Source organism: Neorhizobium sp. BT27B (assembly GCF_050455485.1).
GTDB lineage: Bacteria > Pseudomonadota > Alphaproteobacteria > Rhizobiales > Rhizobiaceae > Neorhizobium.
The window spans coordinates 444,426-460,909 of sequence record NZ_JBCIYT010000001.1; the positions used below are offsets into that span (position 1 = coordinate 444,426).

The 16,484-nt window shown below is 59.1% G+C and carries 20 protein-coding genes; 5 read left to right on the plus strand and 15 right to left on the minus strand.

What is annotated here, in order from left to right:
• Positions 1 to 308: 308 nt before the first annotated feature.
• From AAIH70_RS02345 to AAIH70_RS02380, 8 genes are all read right to left on the minus strand, one after another.
• Entirely contained in the window at positions 309 to 449 is a 141-nt protein-coding gene (locus AAIH70_RS02345) for a hypothetical protein (RefSeq protein WP_165931980.1), read from the minus strand.
• 76 nt (positions 450 to 525) lie between these two features.
• Positions 526 to 1,149 (minus strand): riboflavin synthase, encoded by a 624-nt coding sequence (locus AAIH70_RS02350; protein ID WP_132273151.1) that lies wholly within the window; start codon positions 1,147 to 1,149, stop codon positions 526 to 528.
• Positions 1,149 to 2,411 (minus strand): bifunctional diaminohydroxyphosphoribosylaminopyrimidine deaminase/5-amino-6-(5-phosphoribosylamino)uracil reductase RibD, encoded by a 1,263-nt coding sequence (ribD, locus tag AAIH70_RS02355; RefSeq protein ID WP_132273719.1) that lies wholly within the window; start codon positions 2,409 to 2,411, stop codon positions 1,149 to 1,151. Before ribD ends, AAIH70_RS02350 begins: the two co-directional genes overlap by 1 nt.
• A gap of 59 nt (positions 2,412 to 2,470) precedes the next feature.
• Complete coding sequence (gene nrdR, locus AAIH70_RS02360; protein ID WP_132273150.1) at positions 2,471 to 2,950, minus strand: transcriptional regulator NrdR; 480 nt, start codon at positions 2,948 to 2,950, stop codon at positions 2,471 to 2,473.
• Positions 2,951 to 2,969: 19 nt separating this feature from the next.
• The gene (glyA, locus tag AAIH70_RS02365; protein WP_132273149.1) at positions 2,970 to 4,259 is read right to left on the minus strand and encodes a serine hydroxymethyltransferase; all 1,290 of its coding nucleotides are present in this window, start codon (positions 4,257 to 4,259) and stop codon (positions 2,970 to 2,972) included.
• A gap of 201 nt (positions 4,260 to 4,460) precedes the next feature.
• Positions 4,461 to 5,786 (minus strand): L,D-transpeptidase family protein, encoded by a 1,326-nt coding sequence (locus tag AAIH70_RS02370; RefSeq protein WP_132273148.1) that lies wholly within the window; start codon positions 5,784 to 5,786, stop codon positions 4,461 to 4,463.
• A gap of 260 nt (positions 5,787 to 6,046) precedes the next feature.
• Positions 6,047 to 7,099 carry a DUF6630 family protein gene (locus AAIH70_RS02375; protein WP_430032970.1) on the minus strand — a complete coding sequence of 351 codons (1,053 nt, stop codon included), beginning with the start codon at positions 7,097 to 7,099 and terminating at the stop codon, positions 6,047 to 6,049.
• Positions 7,100 to 7,241: 142 nt separating this feature from the next.
• Entirely contained in the window at positions 7,242 to 7,595 is a 354-nt protein-coding gene (locus AAIH70_RS02380) for a hypothetical protein (protein WP_132273146.1), read from the minus strand.
• Between the two features lie 310 nt (positions 7,596 to 7,905).
• Here AAIH70_RS02380 and AAIH70_RS02385 point away from each other — a divergent pair, with 310 nt between their 5' ends.
• A complete protein-coding gene (locus tag AAIH70_RS02385; RefSeq protein WP_132273145.1) occupies positions 7,906 to 8,871 on the plus strand; it encodes a Bug family tripartite tricarboxylate transporter substrate binding protein in 966 nt (321 codons plus the stop codon).
• Between the two features lie 42 nt (positions 8,872 to 8,913).
• Positions 8,914 to 9,411 carry a GNAT family N-acetyltransferase gene (locus AAIH70_RS02390; RefSeq protein WP_348639716.1) on the plus strand — a complete coding sequence of 166 codons (498 nt, stop codon included), beginning with the start codon at positions 8,914 to 8,916 and terminating at the stop codon, positions 9,409 to 9,411.
• Positions 9,412 to 9,631: 220 nt separating this feature from the next.
• On the opposite strand, the gene AAIH70_RS02395 is transcribed toward AAIH70_RS02390, so the two are convergent.
• Entirely contained in the window at positions 9,632 to 10,888 is a 1,257-nt protein-coding gene (locus AAIH70_RS02395; RefSeq protein WP_132273144.1) for a serine hydrolase domain-containing protein, read from the minus strand.
• Between the two features lie 191 nt (positions 10,889 to 11,079).
• Here AAIH70_RS02395 and AAIH70_RS02400 point away from each other — a divergent pair, with 191 nt between their 5' ends.
• Positions 11,080 to 11,487: a DUF5086 family protein gene (locus tag AAIH70_RS02400; protein WP_245519106.1), complete on the plus strand. Its 408-nt coding sequence runs from the start codon at positions 11,080 to 11,082 to the stop codon at positions 11,485 to 11,487.
• 5 nt (positions 11,488 to 11,492) lie between these two features.
• Here the strand turns inward: AAIH70_RS02400 and AAIH70_RS02405 are convergent, their stop codons facing one another.
• Positions 11,493 to 11,633 (minus strand): hypothetical protein, encoded by a 141-nt coding sequence (locus tag AAIH70_RS02405; protein WP_165931979.1) that lies wholly within the window; start codon positions 11,631 to 11,633, stop codon positions 11,493 to 11,495.
• A gap of 131 nt (positions 11,634 to 11,764) precedes the next feature.
• Between AAIH70_RS02405 and AAIH70_RS02410 the strand changes: the two genes are divergently transcribed.
• Positions 11,765 to 12,655: a LysR family transcriptional regulator gene (locus AAIH70_RS02410; RefSeq protein WP_132273142.1), complete on the plus strand. Its 891-nt coding sequence runs from the start codon at positions 11,765 to 11,767 to the stop codon at positions 12,653 to 12,655.
• Between the two features lie 114 nt (positions 12,656 to 12,769).
• Entirely contained in the window at positions 12,770 to 13,372 is a 603-nt protein-coding gene (locus AAIH70_RS02415; RefSeq protein WP_132273141.1) for a DUF4274 domain-containing protein, read from the plus strand.
• Between the two features lie 104 nt (positions 13,373 to 13,476).
• Here the strand turns inward: AAIH70_RS02415 and AAIH70_RS02420 are convergent, their stop codons facing one another.
• The 5 genes from AAIH70_RS02420 to AAIH70_RS02440 all read right to left on the minus strand — a co-directional run bounded on the left by AAIH70_RS02420 (position 13,477) and on the right by AAIH70_RS02440 (position 16,470).
• A complete protein-coding gene (locus tag AAIH70_RS02420; RefSeq protein WP_132273140.1) occupies positions 13,477 to 14,256 on the minus strand; it encodes a hypothetical protein in 780 nt (259 codons plus the stop codon).
• Between the two features lie 246 nt (positions 14,257 to 14,502).
• Positions 14,503 to 14,883, minus strand: a complete 381-nt coding sequence (locus AAIH70_RS02425) for a type II toxin-antitoxin system VapC family toxin (protein ID WP_132273139.1) — start codon at positions 14,881 to 14,883, stop codon at positions 14,503 to 14,505.
• A complete protein-coding gene (locus AAIH70_RS02430; RefSeq protein ID WP_132273138.1) occupies positions 14,880 to 15,080 on the minus strand; it encodes a type II toxin-antitoxin system VapB family antitoxin in 201 nt (66 codons plus the stop codon). The genes AAIH70_RS02425 and AAIH70_RS02430 overlap by 4 nt, the downstream gene beginning before the upstream one ends.
• A 205-nt stretch (positions 15,081 to 15,285) precedes the next feature.
• The gene (ldtR, locus tag AAIH70_RS02435) at positions 15,286 to 15,798 is read right to left on the minus strand and encodes a transcriptional regulator LdtR (protein WP_207908245.1); all 513 of its coding nucleotides are present in this window, start codon (positions 15,796 to 15,798) and stop codon (positions 15,286 to 15,288) included.
• 240 nt (positions 15,799 to 16,038) lie between these two features.
• A complete protein-coding gene (locus AAIH70_RS02440) occupies positions 16,039 to 16,470 on the minus strand; it encodes a DUF6163 family protein (RefSeq protein ID WP_132273136.1) in 432 nt (143 codons plus the stop codon).
• Positions 16,471 to 16,484 lie beyond the last annotated feature (14 nt).

Sequence of the window (16,484 nt, forward strand, 5' to 3'; positions counted from 1 at the left end):
CGAATGGCGCACAGACGACCACGCCCGGCCACGCAGGGAGCGGCCGATTTCAGGAAGATCTGTCGATGAAAATTGCTTGCATGGCAGCCGCTATCGCATACATCGCGACCCTAATCCCCTTACTGCCGACACTATAACTAGTCAGAGCGTGGTTTAAATTTGATTAAACGAAAATTCATAAGCATTAATTTTATCAATACATATAGTCACTTACGAGATATTTTCGGAATATCGCAATCTCTTGTAGAAATAACAGCAAAAATCCTGCCACCCAATGGTTGCAGGCGAATGTTCAATCGGAATAATACTCAGTTTCTGACGGGAGATGTAAAGCTTGACTGCGCGTAATCCCGCGATTTCGCGGCACCGGGCATGGATGGCAAGATATAGGTGGCGGCGACAGCCAAAAGCGCCACAGCCATGGACGTGGAAATCAGAACCAGCTTCATACTTGCCTCCTCCTTGGCGAAGTCACCCGTAACGACCGGCGACGCGATAAGTTCCGGAGGAGGCAGAAGCTGACGTTTAAGACTGCGGCTGAGGCTGCGGGAACTCCGCCAGACGGGCAGCGTAACGCGCCATGGTATCGACCTCGAAATTCACACGGTCGCCGGCCTTGCGCTCGCCCCAACTGGTGACGCCGAGCGTGTGGCGGATGAGGAGGATGTCGAAATCAGCGCCATTGACGGCATTCACCGTCAACGACGTGCCATCCAGCGCGACGGAACCCTTTGGAGCCACGAACCGAGCCAGATGCTCGGGCGCGCGCAGACGGATACGTACGGCTTCGCCTTCCGATTCGACCGAGAGAATTTCGGCGGTGCCATCGACATGGCCGGAGACAATATGGCCGCCGAGTTCGTCACCGATCTTGAGCGCGCGCTCCAGATTGACCTTCGTACCCTGGTTCCATGAGGCGATGGTGGTCAGGCGCAACGCCTCTTCCCATGCCTCGACCTCGAACCAGCGCTCGTTGCTGCCCTCGCCCGGAAGACCGGTGACGGTGAGGCAGACGCCCGCGTGAGAAATCGACGCGCCCATATCGATGGTCTTGGGATCATAGACGGTATCGATGCGCAGTTTCACACCTTCATCCATCGGTGTGACAGCGGAGACGGTGCCAACATCGGTAACGATACCAGTGAACATCAGGCGGACCTTTCGTATTCGAAGCGGCGATCGGCCCCGACCGGGGCGCTGCCGAGAGACATGAAGCTGGCCGGGATATCGGATGGCGTCAGCGGCGATTCAAGACCACCTTCACCGACGATCGTGTCGCTTACATAAAGGACGATGCGATCGACGAGATTTTCCGCGAGGAAGGCGCTGGCGACCGTGGCACCACCTTCGACGAGCAGCGTGGAGATACCGCGGGTGGCGAGGGTTTGCAAAAGGGATGTGAGAGTGGCGGCGTGCAGGTGGGTGATCGGTGCCATGCCATTGCCGTCGCCGACAAAGTCCCCCTCTGGCCTGCCGGCCATCTCCCCCACAAGGGGGGAGAAGACGTGCGGGGCCGTGCTGCCCGAATGGGGCATATCAGGCGCGACTGGGTTAAGCCCTCCCCCTTGTGGGGAGGGTTGGGAGGGGCCTTTGGCAGACTGATCGTGATCCTCGCATCGACATGATCGGGAGTGGTTGCCCAGCTCATCGACGGCACCTTCCGACAACAGGCCAGAGAGGGGTAACCCGCCCACAGCGGCCACGATCACCGGCACCACGTCCGCTGTCTGCGCCAACCGCGATGTCTGCGGAAACCGTCCGTCCCGATCAAGCACGATGCGGACCGGCGAGCGATCCTCCAGGCCCGGAATGCGCACCGTCAGTTCCGGATCGTCGGACAGTATCGTGCCGATGCCGACAAGGATGGCGTCGTTTTCGGCGCGCAGATGGTGAACCTCGGTACGTACCTCCGGGCCGGTAATGGAGATTTCCTCGCCGCGGCGACCGAGCATGCCATCGGCGGAAACAGCAAGCTTGAGAGTGACATAGGGCCGGCCGTTCGTCTGGCGCATGAGGTAACCGGCAAGCGCCCGCCTGCCCTCTTCCTCCAGCAATCCGGTTTCGACCGTAATTCCGGCATCGGAGAGTATTTTCAGCCCCTGCCCCGCGACGCGCGGATCGGGATCGGTGACGGCGACGACGACGCGGGCGACGCCGGCATCGACCAGCGCATTGGCGCAGGGCGGCGTGCGGCCCCAATGGGCGCAGGGTTCCAGCGTCACATAGGCGGTTGCCCCCCTCGCCTTCTCGCCCGCAACGGCGATGGCCTGGGTTTCGGCATGCGGCCGGCCACCGATTGCGGTAACCGCCGAGCCGACGATCGCGCCATCCCTGACGATGACGCAGCCGACGGAAGGGTTGGTTTCGGTGAGGCCGGTGTGCCTGCGCGACAACCGGATCGCTTCTTCCATGAAGCGGCGATCATCGGCCGATGTCGCTTCGGCCTCGCTGTTCGCGCCGGCCGTCACGATCAGGGATCCACGACGCTGTCGCGGCCGATCTTTGCGTTGATCTCGGCGATGACCTTTTCGAAATCCTCGGCATGCGAGAAATCGCGATAGACCGAGGCGTAACGCACGAAGGCCACGTCATCGAGGCTCTTGAGTGCTTCCAAGACCTGCAGGCCGATTTCTTCCGACGAGATTTCCGCTTCGCCGGAGCTTTCGAGACGCCGGACAATGCCGGACACGGCGCGTTCGATGCGGTCGGGATCGACCGGACGTTTGCGCAGTGCGATCTGGAACGACCGCACCAGCTTGTTGCGGTCGAACAGGGCCTTGCGGCCGGCTTTCTTGACGACCATCAGCTCGCGCAGCTGCACGCGTTCGAACGTTGTGAAACGTCCGCCGCAATCCGGGCAGATACGACGCCGGCGGATGGATGTTGCATCCTCCGCCGGGCGGCTATCCTTCACCTGCGTGTCTTCGGATCCGCAAAAGGGGCAGCGCATTCGCGATCAGTCCTCAAAATTACATGTACGGGTACATGGGGAAGCGTTCGGTCAGTTTCATGACCTTCTCGCGCACACCGGCTTCGACGGCAGCATTGCCCTCGTCGGAATTGGCGACCTTGAGGCCATCCAGAAGCTCGACGATGAGATTGCCGATCTCGCGGAACTCGGCTTCCTTGAAACCGCGCGTCGTGCCGGCCGGCGTGCCGAGGCGGACGCCGGAGGTGACGAAGGGCTTTTCAGGATCGAACGGGATGCCGTTCTTGTTGCAGGTGATGTAACCGCGACCGAGAGCAGCTTCGGCGCGCTTGCCGGTGGCGTTCTTCTTGCGCAGGTCGACCAGCATCAGGTGGTTGTCGGTGCCGCCCGAGACGATGTCGAGGCCGCCGGCCACCAGCGTTTCCGACAGTGCCTTGGCGTTCTTGACGATCTGGGCCGCGTAATCCTTGAAATCAGGCTGCAGCGCTTCACCGAAGGCAACGGCCTTGGCGGCGATGATGTGCATGAGCGGGCCGCCCTGCAGGCCGGGGAAAACGGCCGAATTGAACTTCTTTGCCAGATCCTCGTCATTGGTGAGGATCACGCCACCGCGCGGGCCACGCAGCGACTTGTGGGTCGTGGTGGTGGCAACGTGGCAATGCGGGAACGGCGACGGGTGCTGGCCACCGGCAACGAGACCGGCAATGTGCGCCATGTCGACCATCAGGTAGGCGCCGACCGAGTCTGCGATCTCGCGGAAACGCTTCCAGTCCCAGATACGGGAATAGGCGGTGCCGCCGGCAATGATCAGCTTGGGCTTGGTTTCTTCGGCCTTGCGGGCGACTTCATCCATGTCGAGCAGGTTGTCGCCTTCGCGCACGCCGTAGGAGACGACGTTGAACCATTTGCCGGACATGTTGACCGGCGAACCGTGGGTCAGGTGACCACCCGAGTTGAGGTCGAGGCCCATGAACGTGTCGCCCGGCTGCAGCAGCGCCAGGAACACGGCCTGGTTCATCTGCGAACCCGAGTTCGGCTGGACGTTGGCGAAGTTGACGCCGAACAGTTTCTTGGCACGCTCGATGGCGAGTTCTTCGGCGATATCGACGAACTGGCAGCCGCCGTAATAGCGCTTGCCCGGATAGCCCTCGGCATACTTGTTGGTCATGATCGAGCCCTGGGCTTCGAGCACGGCGCGCGAGACGATGTTTTCCGAGGCGATCAGCTCGATCTCATGACGCTGACGACCGAGCTCCTTGCCGATTGCGCCAAAGATTTCAGGATCGGTTTCGGCCAGCGGGCGGGAAAAGAAAACGTCGGTCGTCGACATATGCAAAGCTCCTCGAAGGGGTGGGCAAGCGATGTCAGGCGTATTAGCGGGCTGGCGACATCAGGGCAATACGGTGAACGACATTTGCAGGCCTGATGACGATTGGCGGTGCATATCTTTGCCGTCAGCCCTGCCGAAAATCAAAACGCCCTCCCGCAAAAACGGAAGGGCGCCTGACGATTGGCAAATATCGGCGACCGATTATTGCGGCAGCATATCGCTTTCGGTCAGCGCACCCTGGCGTTGCTCGACGCCGGTCGTGGTCTGCAAGGCCAGTTCCTGGCTGCCGTCCTGCTGATAGATATCGTCGCGGAACTGCACGACACGGTCCTTGGCTGACCATGCGGTGATGTAGACGATATAGACCGGCACTTCCTGCGCCAGCTTGATCGGCGTGTTCTGGCGTGTGGCGATGACGCGTTCCATTTCCTGACGCGACCAGCCGGGCGTGTCGCGCAGAAGCCAGGCATTGAGATCGCGGACGTTCTGGATACGCATGCAGCCCGAGGATTCGAAACGAATGAGCTTGTTGAACAGGCCCTGCTGGGGCGTGTCGTGCATGTATTCATTGTTCGGGTTGTGGAAGTTGATTTTGGTGGACGCCATGGCGTTGATCTTGCCCGGATCCTGGCGGAACATCAGGTTCGGCGCCTTTTCCGCATGCCAATCGACCGTTTCCGGTGCAACTTCCTGACCGCGACCGTCGAAGAGACGGATCTGGTTGCGGGTCAGATATGTCGGGTCCTTGCGCATCAGGGGCACGATATCCTTGACGATGATCGAGCGTGGTGCTGTCCAGTAAGGATTGAGGATGACCTCATAGACCTTGGAATTGATGACATGGGTCGGTCGGTCGATACGGCCGACAACGGCGGTGTTACGCAACGCCACGCGATCGTTTTCCACGGCTTCCACATAGGCGCCCGGAATGTTGACCATCATGTATCGGCTGCCGAGATCGCCCGACATCGACTGCAGGCGGATGAGGTTGGTTTCGAGCTGCGACAGACGCGTGCGGGCCGGAATATTCAGCGCCTTGACCGAGAATTCGCCAAGAACGCCGTCGGCAGGCAGGCCGTGACGCGACTGGAAGCGCTTGACCGCGCCATCGACATAGCTGTCGAATGCCGACGAGATACCGGCCTGACGCGACAGGTCGCCGGAAATCATCAGACGCTGGCGCAGCTGCTGCACGGCCGGATCATTGACGCCGAGACGCAGGGTCTGGCCGGAATTGACCTCAGGCCAGCCACCGTTCTGGACGATGCCCTGGTATTCCATGATGGCTGTCTGGATGTTGGTCGGTCCAGAGGGGCCGAGAACCGGGTTGTTCGTGCTGACGCTGGTGCTGGTGCTCGAACGGGCATCGAACTGGTCGTCCCAGCCGCCGCGGCGCGGCGCGTTGATCAGATCATCGATCGCCGATTGTGCAAGTGCTGGCGCCGCAAGGGCAGCAGCACCGGCCGAAACCGCCGTGCGCAACATGGTGCGGCGGGAAATCAGTTCAGATCCAATCTTCTTCGACATTTTCCTGTCCATCTCATCCGTAGGCATAAGGCAACACCCCTAAACGGATATGGTTAAAAATCGTTGCGTCCGCCGCAGCGGTTAGGCGCGGAAAACAAACGCAAGACGGGCTTTGTGTAGCTTGGCGGTCACATAGCAATATGGCCGATTCGTGTCAGCAAAACTTGCACTCACGCTGGCGTGTTGAGACGTGACCGGAAGGACACAGAAATGCTGCGGCGCAGCGTCAAAAGCTGGATGGCTTTCAGAGCTTCGGTCAATCAGCGGGAAAACATCGTCATGATGCGCCCGAACCAGCCTTTTCCACCGGCTTGCGGCGAAGGAAAGACATCGACCACCAGCCCGATCATTTTCCCAAGGGATACGAGCCTCTTTGCCTTCCGGCTGTCCGCAAGAGTGAAGACATAGTTGTCGCCGCCGCTATCGATCAGAAGGATCTGCAGTGCCAGTCTTTCGAGCTGACCCGACGCCTTGGCCAGCCAATCATCCGTGGCCGACATGACTCCGTCACCGCCAAGATCAACGCGATCCTCGGTATCGGGGCGTTCGGTCTTCAGAAGACGATTGATGCAAAATTCCACCTCGTCACCCTCAGTCTTCCAATCGACGACACATATGTGGTGGCTTCTGTAAAAATGGCTATCGCTGTCCATCAGCAGCGATAGCCACGTAAACTCGCGGCAATCGTCCAGCGTCATGTTGTCAAGGAGCCCATGCGTCCGCAGGTAATTTTGAGGATTGTAGGCGGCGAACATCAGGTGATCATCGATGAAAGCACGCGTCTCCTTGGTGCTGCCGCCCAAAACAGTGCAAAATTGCCCGAGACTGTTCCAGTCCAGTTCCTGACGGCTGACGTGTTGAAGCTTATGCTCTTCGGTGGCATCAGCCATATGATGGCGGGTGATATGCCGTTCGACGGCAAGAAAAGCAGTTTCCACCCTTTTTTGCATCGCAGGTTCCGTCACAGGCCGCCAATAGGACTGGATCTCCGCCAGGGTCGGCGGCCTTCCCTCGATCTCGATCCAGGGCGATTTTCGTGAACCGCGCTCGAAAAAACGCGCATCGACCATGCCGCCGACCAACACAAGCACATAGGTCACGTCGTCATCGTCCTCACCGCGGATTTCGATCGAACGCGCAACATAAAAGCCCTTGTAAGCTTCCACCTCCTTCTGCCGAATCGAGAAACTCGGTGTGCCGCTGACGCCGCTGGAACCGATGACGGACGCTGTCAGAAGACGTTCGATCCTGTCTGTGGTGACCACTTCGGATGGGAGGGGAGATAAAGGAAACCTGTCTTCGTAATACGGCATGTCGGGTAAAATCCGGGCTTATGAAATGCGGCAGGCGGTCGTCGCAGCTCTCAATCGTGCCAATGATCTATGGCCGCTCAGGCAGATGACAATGCAGATTTTTTCGCCTCATCCTCAACACCTGCGCAGAAAGCTCTTGCCATCAGTTCAGCTCGATTTCCGGCGGATACTGGCGGAAGCAGTCCTTGGCGATCACCTGAACCTGCGCCGGCCGCTCCAACATCATTTCGCTCAGGATATCCATCGTCTGCTGGATACGATCATCGGGAGCCAGCGCGTCGGTGGAAACCGCCGCCTCCTGCGGCCGGATGTCGGCCCGCGCCGCCGCCTTTTTCTCCTCCAGCTGCCGTTCCTTGAGGTCATCGTCGGCATAGGCATAAGCCATCACCGTGAACACGGCGACGCAGGTTTCAGCACCGGACGTGGGCAGATCCGCAGCAGGCGCCTGCCCTTTGGCCGGGAGCGTCGAAACGCCAAAGGCGCAGACGAGCGCCAATGCGGGTCCAAGCCAAAGCCAACGCTGTAAAATCGGTGAACGTGAAGTGGACGGCATGTTTGTCGCTATTCGTGTCTGGTTTGCGCCGCGATCCATCAGCGCAGTTCGCCGCCTGACAGATAGTTTCAGTCGGCGTCCACCACAATCGGCAAACACAACATGTCCACACCCGCGAGTGGCAACAATGAGATAATATGACTTATGCTTGCATTTGTCACAATTCTCACGGACAGTGCTTTTTGCGTCCGCTCTCTCGGGGAGGAGTTCGAGGGGGCAGATGAGGCATGACCATCAAAAGGGAGGGTGTTTCATGAAATTTTCGCGTCTTTTCATGCTTGCGACGGTTGCAACGGTGTTTTCCACCTTTGCCAGCGCGCAGGATTATCCGTCAAAAACGGTGACGATCATCGTACCATTCGCGGCCGGTGGTAATACCGATGCATTTGCGCGGCTGGTCGGAGAGCGGCTCGACCAGCGGCTGGGGCAACGTTTCATCGTTGAAAACAAGCCGGGAGCCGGTGGCAATATCGGGCTTGGCGAATTGGCGCGCGCCGAACCGGACGGTTATACGATCAGCATGGGCACGGTCAGTTCCAACGCCATCAACCAGACGCTTTTCAAGGAACTGCCCTATGACAAGGCGAAAGGTTTTGCGCCGATTTCGCTGATCGCCACCCTGCCGAACGTGCTGGTGGTGAACCCGAAGATCGAGGCAAAGACGGTGCCGGAACTGATCGCCTTCCTGAAGACCAAGCCCGGCGAGATCAGCTACGCCTCTTCCGGCATCGGCACGTCTATCCATCTGGCCGGCGAGCTTCTGTCTACCAAGGCGGGCGTGAAGATGAACCATGTTCCTTATAAAGCCAGCAATCAGGCGATCATGGATGTGGTGGCGGGCCATGTGGACATGATGTTCGACAACATTCCGACCGCCGCCCAACAGGTGAAGGCCGGCAATGTGCGAGCGCTGGCCGTGACCAGCCTCGAAAAAGCCGAGCTTCTGCCCGACGTGCCGACCATGGCGGACACCATTCCCGGTTTCGAGGCGACCTCCTGGCACGGCCTGTTCGCACCGGCAGACACGCCGCCGGAGATCGTGGAAAAGCTCAGCCGCGAAGTGCAGGCGATCATTGCCGATCCGCAGATGGTGGCCAAGATCAAGGGCATGGGTGCCACGCCGGTCGGCAATACATCCGCGGAGTTCAAGACCTTCATTGCCGGTGAAACGACGAAATGGGCCGAGGTCATCAAGGCCGCGAATGTTCCGTTGCAATAAACATCAATACCGGCCGGGCCAAAAACCCGGCCGGTTCCCGTCTTGACCACAGGCGCGCAATCGTTCGACATTGGCATCATGCAAATCAGAACCGCGACACCAGACGATGCGCCCGCGATGAGCGCCATGCTGCAATTGCTCGTTCAAGCGGGCAAACGCATCTCCCCTGCCCACGAGGCCTTTGTGCTGTCGCATTACATCGGGAACCCCGACGGCATTCGTTGTTCGTTGGCGGAGGACGATGATGGCTCGGTTCTCGGTTTTCAGTCGCTGGTTCTTGCGCGCGACGGCAACCGGTATGGCACGCCGATCGGCTGGGGGATTATCGGCACGCATGTCTCGCCACTTGCCGCGCGGCGCGGTGTGGGGCGACAATTGTTCGAGGTGACAGAGCTTGCAGCTGCCGCCGCTGGTCTGGAAAAGATCGAAGCGTTCATCGGCGAGAAAAATGCCGAGGGGCAGGCCTATTACGAAAAAATGGGCTTTGTGACCTACCGGCTGGCCGAGGGTGCGGTGTGCAAATGTTATGAGGTGGGGTGAGCGGCCGAGTCAGCGGGTACCACAAGGCAAAGCCTCCCATGACTTACCCTTTCGGACGGCTATCATTTATGGGCACGCAGGATGCAGCATAGACCCTTCTCCCCGCAGGCGGGGAGAAGGGATATGACGTACCGCCCTTAAGCCGCAATATGCGACAACCTTGTCCTCAAGAGTGAGATTTACCTGGCCCCAGCGCTCTGCCACATGCAAAGCCCCCGCCTCACTTCACACTGGCAACGATCGCGTCGAAAAACGCCATCGGGTCGATCGCTTCCTTGTCGGTCGGCTTTGGTTCGGCCGCCGTTTGGGCGATCACCACGTTATGGGCCGGATTGATGTAGACATATTGCCCCTGGATGCCGACGGCGCTGAAAGCTGCATCCTTCTTGGCGGCGTCGGTCCAGCCGGTCCACCACATGTAACCATATTCCAGCGCCTCGCCGCCTTTCAGCGTTTTCGGCGTGCTCGCCTCCTTCACCCAGCCATTCGGCAACACAACTTTTCCGCCGGCCTTGCCGTCTTCCAGCAGGAACTGGCCGAACCGGGCGAAATCGCGCAGCGTGGCGCTGAGGCCGCTGCCGCCGATTTCTATGCCATCGGGCGATTCCAGCCACCATTTGGCATCGGCTTCCATGCCGTAGGGCGTCCAGATCTTTTCCGAAAGGTAATCGGCCAGCGGCTTCTTGATGGCGCCGTGCAGGATTTCGGCCAAAACCTGGGTTTCACCGGTGCTGTAATTGTTGACCGTGCCAGGATCAGCCGCACGCGGCAGTTTTGCCATCACATCCATGGCGCCACCGGCCTTCTGGGCGATCTGCGCCTTCAACAGGGCGCGGCGGTCGGATGCGGGATCGGTGTATTTCTCGTTCCACTTGACGCCGGAGGACATCATCAACACATCGCGGACACTGACGCCGTCATAGGCGGTGCCCTTCAGCCGTGGTACGTAAGCGACGACATTGTCGTCGAGGCTCTTGATCAGCCCGTCCTTGACGGCGGCTCCGACCAGCGTCGAGGAAATCGACTTGGCGACCGACATCGACATCCACCGCGTCTTTTGCGTATTGCCGCGCTGATAGGTTTCATAGACGACCTTGCCATCCTTCAGCACGATCAGGCCTGTGACCTGATTGAGGGCAAGATAATCGAAAAGGTCGTAAGTTTCGCCATCCACTTCGGCGCTGACCTTGCCGAGTGGCTTGTCCGACTTGGAGAGTTCCGATGGCTTGCCGCCGGCCTTGACGGTGCGGGTCGGAAACAGTCGGTCGATATTGCGGAAGGTGCTGACGGCAAGATCGGGCGTCAGTGCGCCGTCATAGACCTGCTCCACCGTACCGATCGACTCGTCGGCATGCGGATAGGCTTCTTCGGCCGCAGCATTGTGTGGACCGGCGAACAGCGCGGCGGCAGCGAAAGCCGGAGCGATGCGGACGGTATCAAGCAGGATGCGGCGAAGAGAGATGTTTGGAGCAGGCATTCGGTTCCTCCCAGAGTGCGCTTTCGGCTCTTGTGCCGGCCCCGATGCACGTTGGCAAAAGCCGCATGAACGGGCTTTTCGGCGGGCGGCATGGATGTTGATATAGCCGCCGGTTCCGCCATATCAACGGCGGCGGATGCCGCTTTTGGACGAGGACGCGAGGGAGGATGAGGATGCCGGGATATTTGCGGATGGCTATGGCGCTTGCCGCCGTCTGGCTGATGGGCACGGTATCCGTGCAGGCACAGCAGATGCGCCAGGAGGATGTCATCCTCTCGGTATCGGGCAATACCATCCGTTGGGCCGCGGTCTACAAGCTTTTACCGGAACCGGCCGATGATCCCTATTTCCATGTGCGGGTGTTCGAGCGCAGCAAAGGCTGGGAGCCGTGGCGCTATACGCAACTGGCCTTCCACATGGCGGTGACACGCCAGGCGCTCGACAACAGCCGAACAGACCAAAAGGCAAAAACATACAATTACAAGGATGTGGAGATTCTGGGGGCTTATCGCCGCTGGCTGGACGACGCGTCAGCGCGTGAAGCGGTGCCTGTCTGCCGGACGGATATTCTCGACTGCATCCGCCGGCTCAAGCGTTAAGCCCGTCAGCGACCGGCAATGGCGTAATTCGCATCTGCCACCATTTGCGGGCGATTGTCGGGCACGTTCTGGGCGGCAAAAACCAGCGCTACCAGAAAAGCCAGCCTCCATGCGATGCCGCGTAACAGACCTTCCGAAGCGTTCATGACCATTCTCTCCTGAAAAAGCATGACGCCATTGTCCGCCAGCCGCGACTTTGCACAATGCGGAAGATACAAGGAGAGGCTTCGGATAATCCGAAGGGTCTGAAACCGGACCATCAGACGGGAGGAAAACCATGCGCTTCGACCTGACGGATCTGCGGCTGTTTCTGCATGTGGTCGAGGCGGAAAGTATCACGCAAGGCGCCGAGCGGGCCGGCATGGCGCTGGCTTCGGCCAGCGCGCGCATCCGCGGCATGGAAGAGACGAGCGGCACTCTGCTGCTCGACCGTGGTCCACGCGGCGTGCGCGCCACACCGCCCGGCGAGGCGCTTGCCCACCATGCCCGCATCGTGCTCGGCCAGATGGAACAGATGCGTGGCGATCTGCAGCTTTATGCGCGCGGCCTGCGCGGGCATATCCGCGTGTGGTCCGGCCGCGCCGCCATGGCGCACCTGCCCGGTGCGCTGCGTTGTTTTCTGGTCGATTATCCGGCGATCGACATCGATCTCGAAGAGAGGCAGAGCGTCGATGTGGTGGCAGCCGTGGCCGGTGGGCTGGCGGATCTCGGCATTGCGGCCGACACGACCGACACAGGATCGCTGGAAACGAGGCCTTTCGAGGTGGACAGGCTTGTGCTGATCGCGCCGCACGGCCACAGGCTGTGCAGGCGGCAATCCGTGGCGCTGCGCGAGGTTCTGGACGAACCATTCGTCGGCCTGCCCGCCGACAGCGCATTGCAGGGGCATCTGGCCACGCATGCGGCGCGTGAAGGAAAACCATTCAAGCTGCGCATCCGCCTCGACAGTTTCGAGGACATCTGTTCGATGACCGGCAGCGGCGTGGGACTGGCGATCGTGCCGGAGATCTATGCGCAGAAATACCGCGAGGAAAGCGGGCTTGAGATTATCGCACTATCGGACCCATGGGCTTTGCGACACCTGCTGATCTGCGCCCGCAGCTTTGCCGCGCTTCCGGTGCATGCCCGCAAACTGGTCGATTATCTGACAGGTTCTGTCGCGAAATGAGTCATTTCCCGACTTGATAAAAGATCAATTTTTATATTCGTTCATAAACCTAAATTATTGCGGCGACTGTATTTCTGCCGGCTGATTGTAGATGAATATGGACCGAGCACTTCTATGCCGTTTGCAAATAGCGAAAACTCCAGGAACTTCTTTGCGTTTCTGGACCTCTATTACGAACACTCCAGAATATGCGGCGACGACCAGGTAATCGACTGGCTGGAAAAGCGTGGCAGCGATCCGGATTTCTGGCATGAGACGGCGCTCACCTGGCACTGGGAAGCCGGGGTGGATATTCTGCACTGGATCATTCGGCAGCCGACCTGCGAAATGGCAACCGCCTCATGGATCCTGATTGAAGCGCTGTCCGAGGGCGATCTTTACCCGACTGCCGCCGATTACGTTGCTTCCGATCTCGCGTTTTTCGACATGTGCCGGGATATCACGGAGCGCTGGCGCGCCGGTTTCTATACATCGAACCGCCTCGGCTTCACCAAGCAGCAGGCCATCAATTTCGACCAGAGCGTCGCGGCCTTCAACCGCCAGCGCCTGCTCATCGGCAATCCATCCCTTTGGCAATTGCCGCGCGCCGCCTTCGGCCCGTTCAAGGGCGCTCAAGCCATATCCGCGAAGGATGCCGTGTTCGAGCGCGGACAGTTGCGCATGACCATGCAGCATTTTTCCGAAACGCATAAGGGCGCGTTGAAACTGCCGAAATAAGACGGCGCGCGCGCCGCAAAGCTCACATGCAAATGCCGCCCGTCATTGCTGACGGGCGGCATTTTCGTGTTTGACAGGGTGTGATCAGGCCCGGTGCGGCGCCCTCAGACGCAGGGCGAAGGCCCGGCATCGGTGGCGAGATAGGGTTTCAACTCTTCAGGTGCGTCATTCTGAAAGTCGGCCCTGGAGATCAGCGACACCTCGGAGAAGGCGCGCAACTGTTCGCCGAGGATGGGCGGCACGATCTGCGCCGGCAGCCGGGCAGTTTTGGCGATGGCAAGCTCGGTCCCGGCCGGATCGGACGTCGCCATGTCAGGCAGCAAATCGACAGCGCCTCTGCGGATACGAACGAAATCCTCGAGACGCGCCACGATGCGGTCCTTGTAGGGTGTCTCACACAGCCGACCTTTGAACACCTGCATGGAACAGACGAGAAAACGCGCCGCCGTTTGCGGGTGCAGCGGCACTTCACCGTGTTTGGCAGCATAATGTGCGGCATTGCCATTGAGGCGCGTCAGGCAGCTTTCATACAGTTCGCGGTCCATCGCATCGGGTCCTTGCGAGGTCATGGTCATCTTGACCATCATTGCCATCGGACCCGCCAACAGGCCGTCCGGCGCATTCGGTCCGTAGGAACGGTCGAACATTTCCGGTTCGTAAGCAAAGATCCGGATGTTTGGCCCTTCCGATCTGGCCGGAGCAAACGCCCTGACCACATCGCCCGCGAAGAAACAGACACCAGTAAAAACCGCTACCGCGACACCGAGCGCCAAACGCACATCGCCGCGCGAGAGGCGCCAGTCCCCCGAGGCATCCTGGCGCATGGCGCGATAATCATCGATCGGTCGATCCAGTTCGGATACGCCCTTCTTGCCGAATTTCATTGGCACCCCTGCCCTTGCGAAAATTTCCGCTACGAACAGAATACCCCGCAGCCTGCTGAGCAAACCACAAATTCAATTAGAAAATTGACAGAATAAACGGCGCAATTTTTATTATTCTCAAAACAATTCATCGGCACTTTTGAGCCGTTGCTTCCACACAAGATGAAATATCATCTCTTCGCCACGCCATCCCGTTTTCTTTCTGCCTCGACATGAGAGATATGAAGCGTTCCCGCTCAGGATGGATCAGCCCGCAATCTGCGGCCGATATAGCTGGGCCCCACCTTTTTCGGCAGCGGAAAGAAGGCGTCGATCGCGCGTCCACAAGCTTGCGTGAGGGGTAAACAGAACTGAACCAAGAATGTGAGAATCCGTATAACCGATGCCCATGCTGAACAGAGCTAAACGGTCAATCATCGTCAGAACGTCGCCATGTGTAACAACGATCGCCTTCCGCTGAGCGGCCAGCAAAGCAAGTACATTCTTGCGATCATGCAGACTGCCGAGCGCCAGTTCGCCGATAATTGCCGGATGGATGAGCAACCGGTCATCCTTCAGAATATTGTTCAATTCCGGCTCTCCATGCCGGAAATGGTCGATCCAGATCGACGTGTCGACGAGGATCACCTTGTGTCAGCAACCCGTTGACGGGGCGCCGCCTCCGCGTCCGGCATCGTGCCGCCAAGACTTGCAAGCTTCTTGCCGGTTTCGACACGCACCAGCGTTTCGAGCGCCTGACGAACCAAAGCCGATTTCTCTTGCGTGCCCGTTAGCAGCCGCGCCTCTTCGATAAGCGTATCGTCAATGTCGATTGTCTGGCGCATCCAGCCTCTCCACCGTTTCACGGTGAAAATATCACCATCACGCCGTCAAATCCATGTCTGTCAGGCGTGCGGGCTGCACGCGAAAAACCGGAGGCGCAGGGGCGCATCCGGTATTGATCGCATCTGGAGGTGTTTTGTTTTTGTTGCCGGTGGCCGGCCCGTGGATGGGCCTGGCCGCGCAGAGAGTTGTCGCGATGGCGACCGATTACATGCGGTAGGCGATCGAGTCGTTCCAGAAACGGTCGAGGCGCTGCAGCAGCTTGTTCATCTGCGAAAATTCGCCTTCGCCGATGCCGCCGACCTTTTCGATCGAGCCGATGTGGCGATCATAAAGCTTGGCAACCGTTTCAGCGATTTCCTGGCCTTCCTTGGTCAGGCTGATGCGAACCGAGCGACGGTCGATGCGCGAACGCTGGTGGTTGATGAAACCGAGGTCTACCAGCTTCTTGACGTTGTAGGAAACGTTCGAGCCGAGGTAATAACCACGCGAGCGCAGCTCGCCGGCGGTCAGTTCGGAATTGCCGATGTTGAACAGCAGGAGTGCCTGGACGGCGTTGACATCGTCGCGACCCTGACGGTCGAACTCGTCCTTGATGACATCGAGAAGGCGGCGGTGAAGACGCTCGACCAGATGCAGGGATTCCATGTAAAGACCACGGATAGAGTCTTCATGCGGATTGGCGACTGCCGCAGCCTGCGGCTTGATTTTTGCGTTCAACATTTCTTGCCTCACTGTTTTGTTTGGCGGTGTGTTTGTTTGTTCCCGCCTTGTGAGAGACACTATCGAATGCGCATAAAATTCGACTTAAAACACACGGCTAACAGCCGGTAAACGCACATTTCCCCATTGTGGCGCGGGTGGGGCAGAAGCCGCGTTAAGCAAATCAGCCCTATGTTTTTCAATGGCTTATCGGAAAATTTCGATCCAATTTTAACGAAAATTGCTTGGGAAAGCTGGTTAATCAGTCGTTACCCGCTCGGCATTTTTGCGGGTTTCGAGGTAAATCGCGACACGAAAGAGCACATAAAGGGCGATCACCAGCGCATGCATGAGGCTGATGAGAAGGCCATGTCCAAAGATTTCCGGCCAGACTTGATACATCAGCAACTGGGTGCCGGCCGCCAGCGCCCAGAGAACCGGCCCCCAGGACACGGCAAGCCACAGGCCAAGCGACGCGACCGGGAAAAGCATGGCCAAAGTGGAGGCCGCCGCACGCCATGGAAAGCTCAACAGATCGAACCGGCCGCGCCCGCCAAAACTGTAGCCGGTGATCATACCCCAGTATTGCAAGCCGAACCAGAAACAGGACACGGCGACAAGCCGCAGGAAAGCGACGTAAAGCAGTTGCGTCAGCGAACGTTTCGGGCGGCTCAGAGAATCAGGTTCCATGCTGCGGACGATAG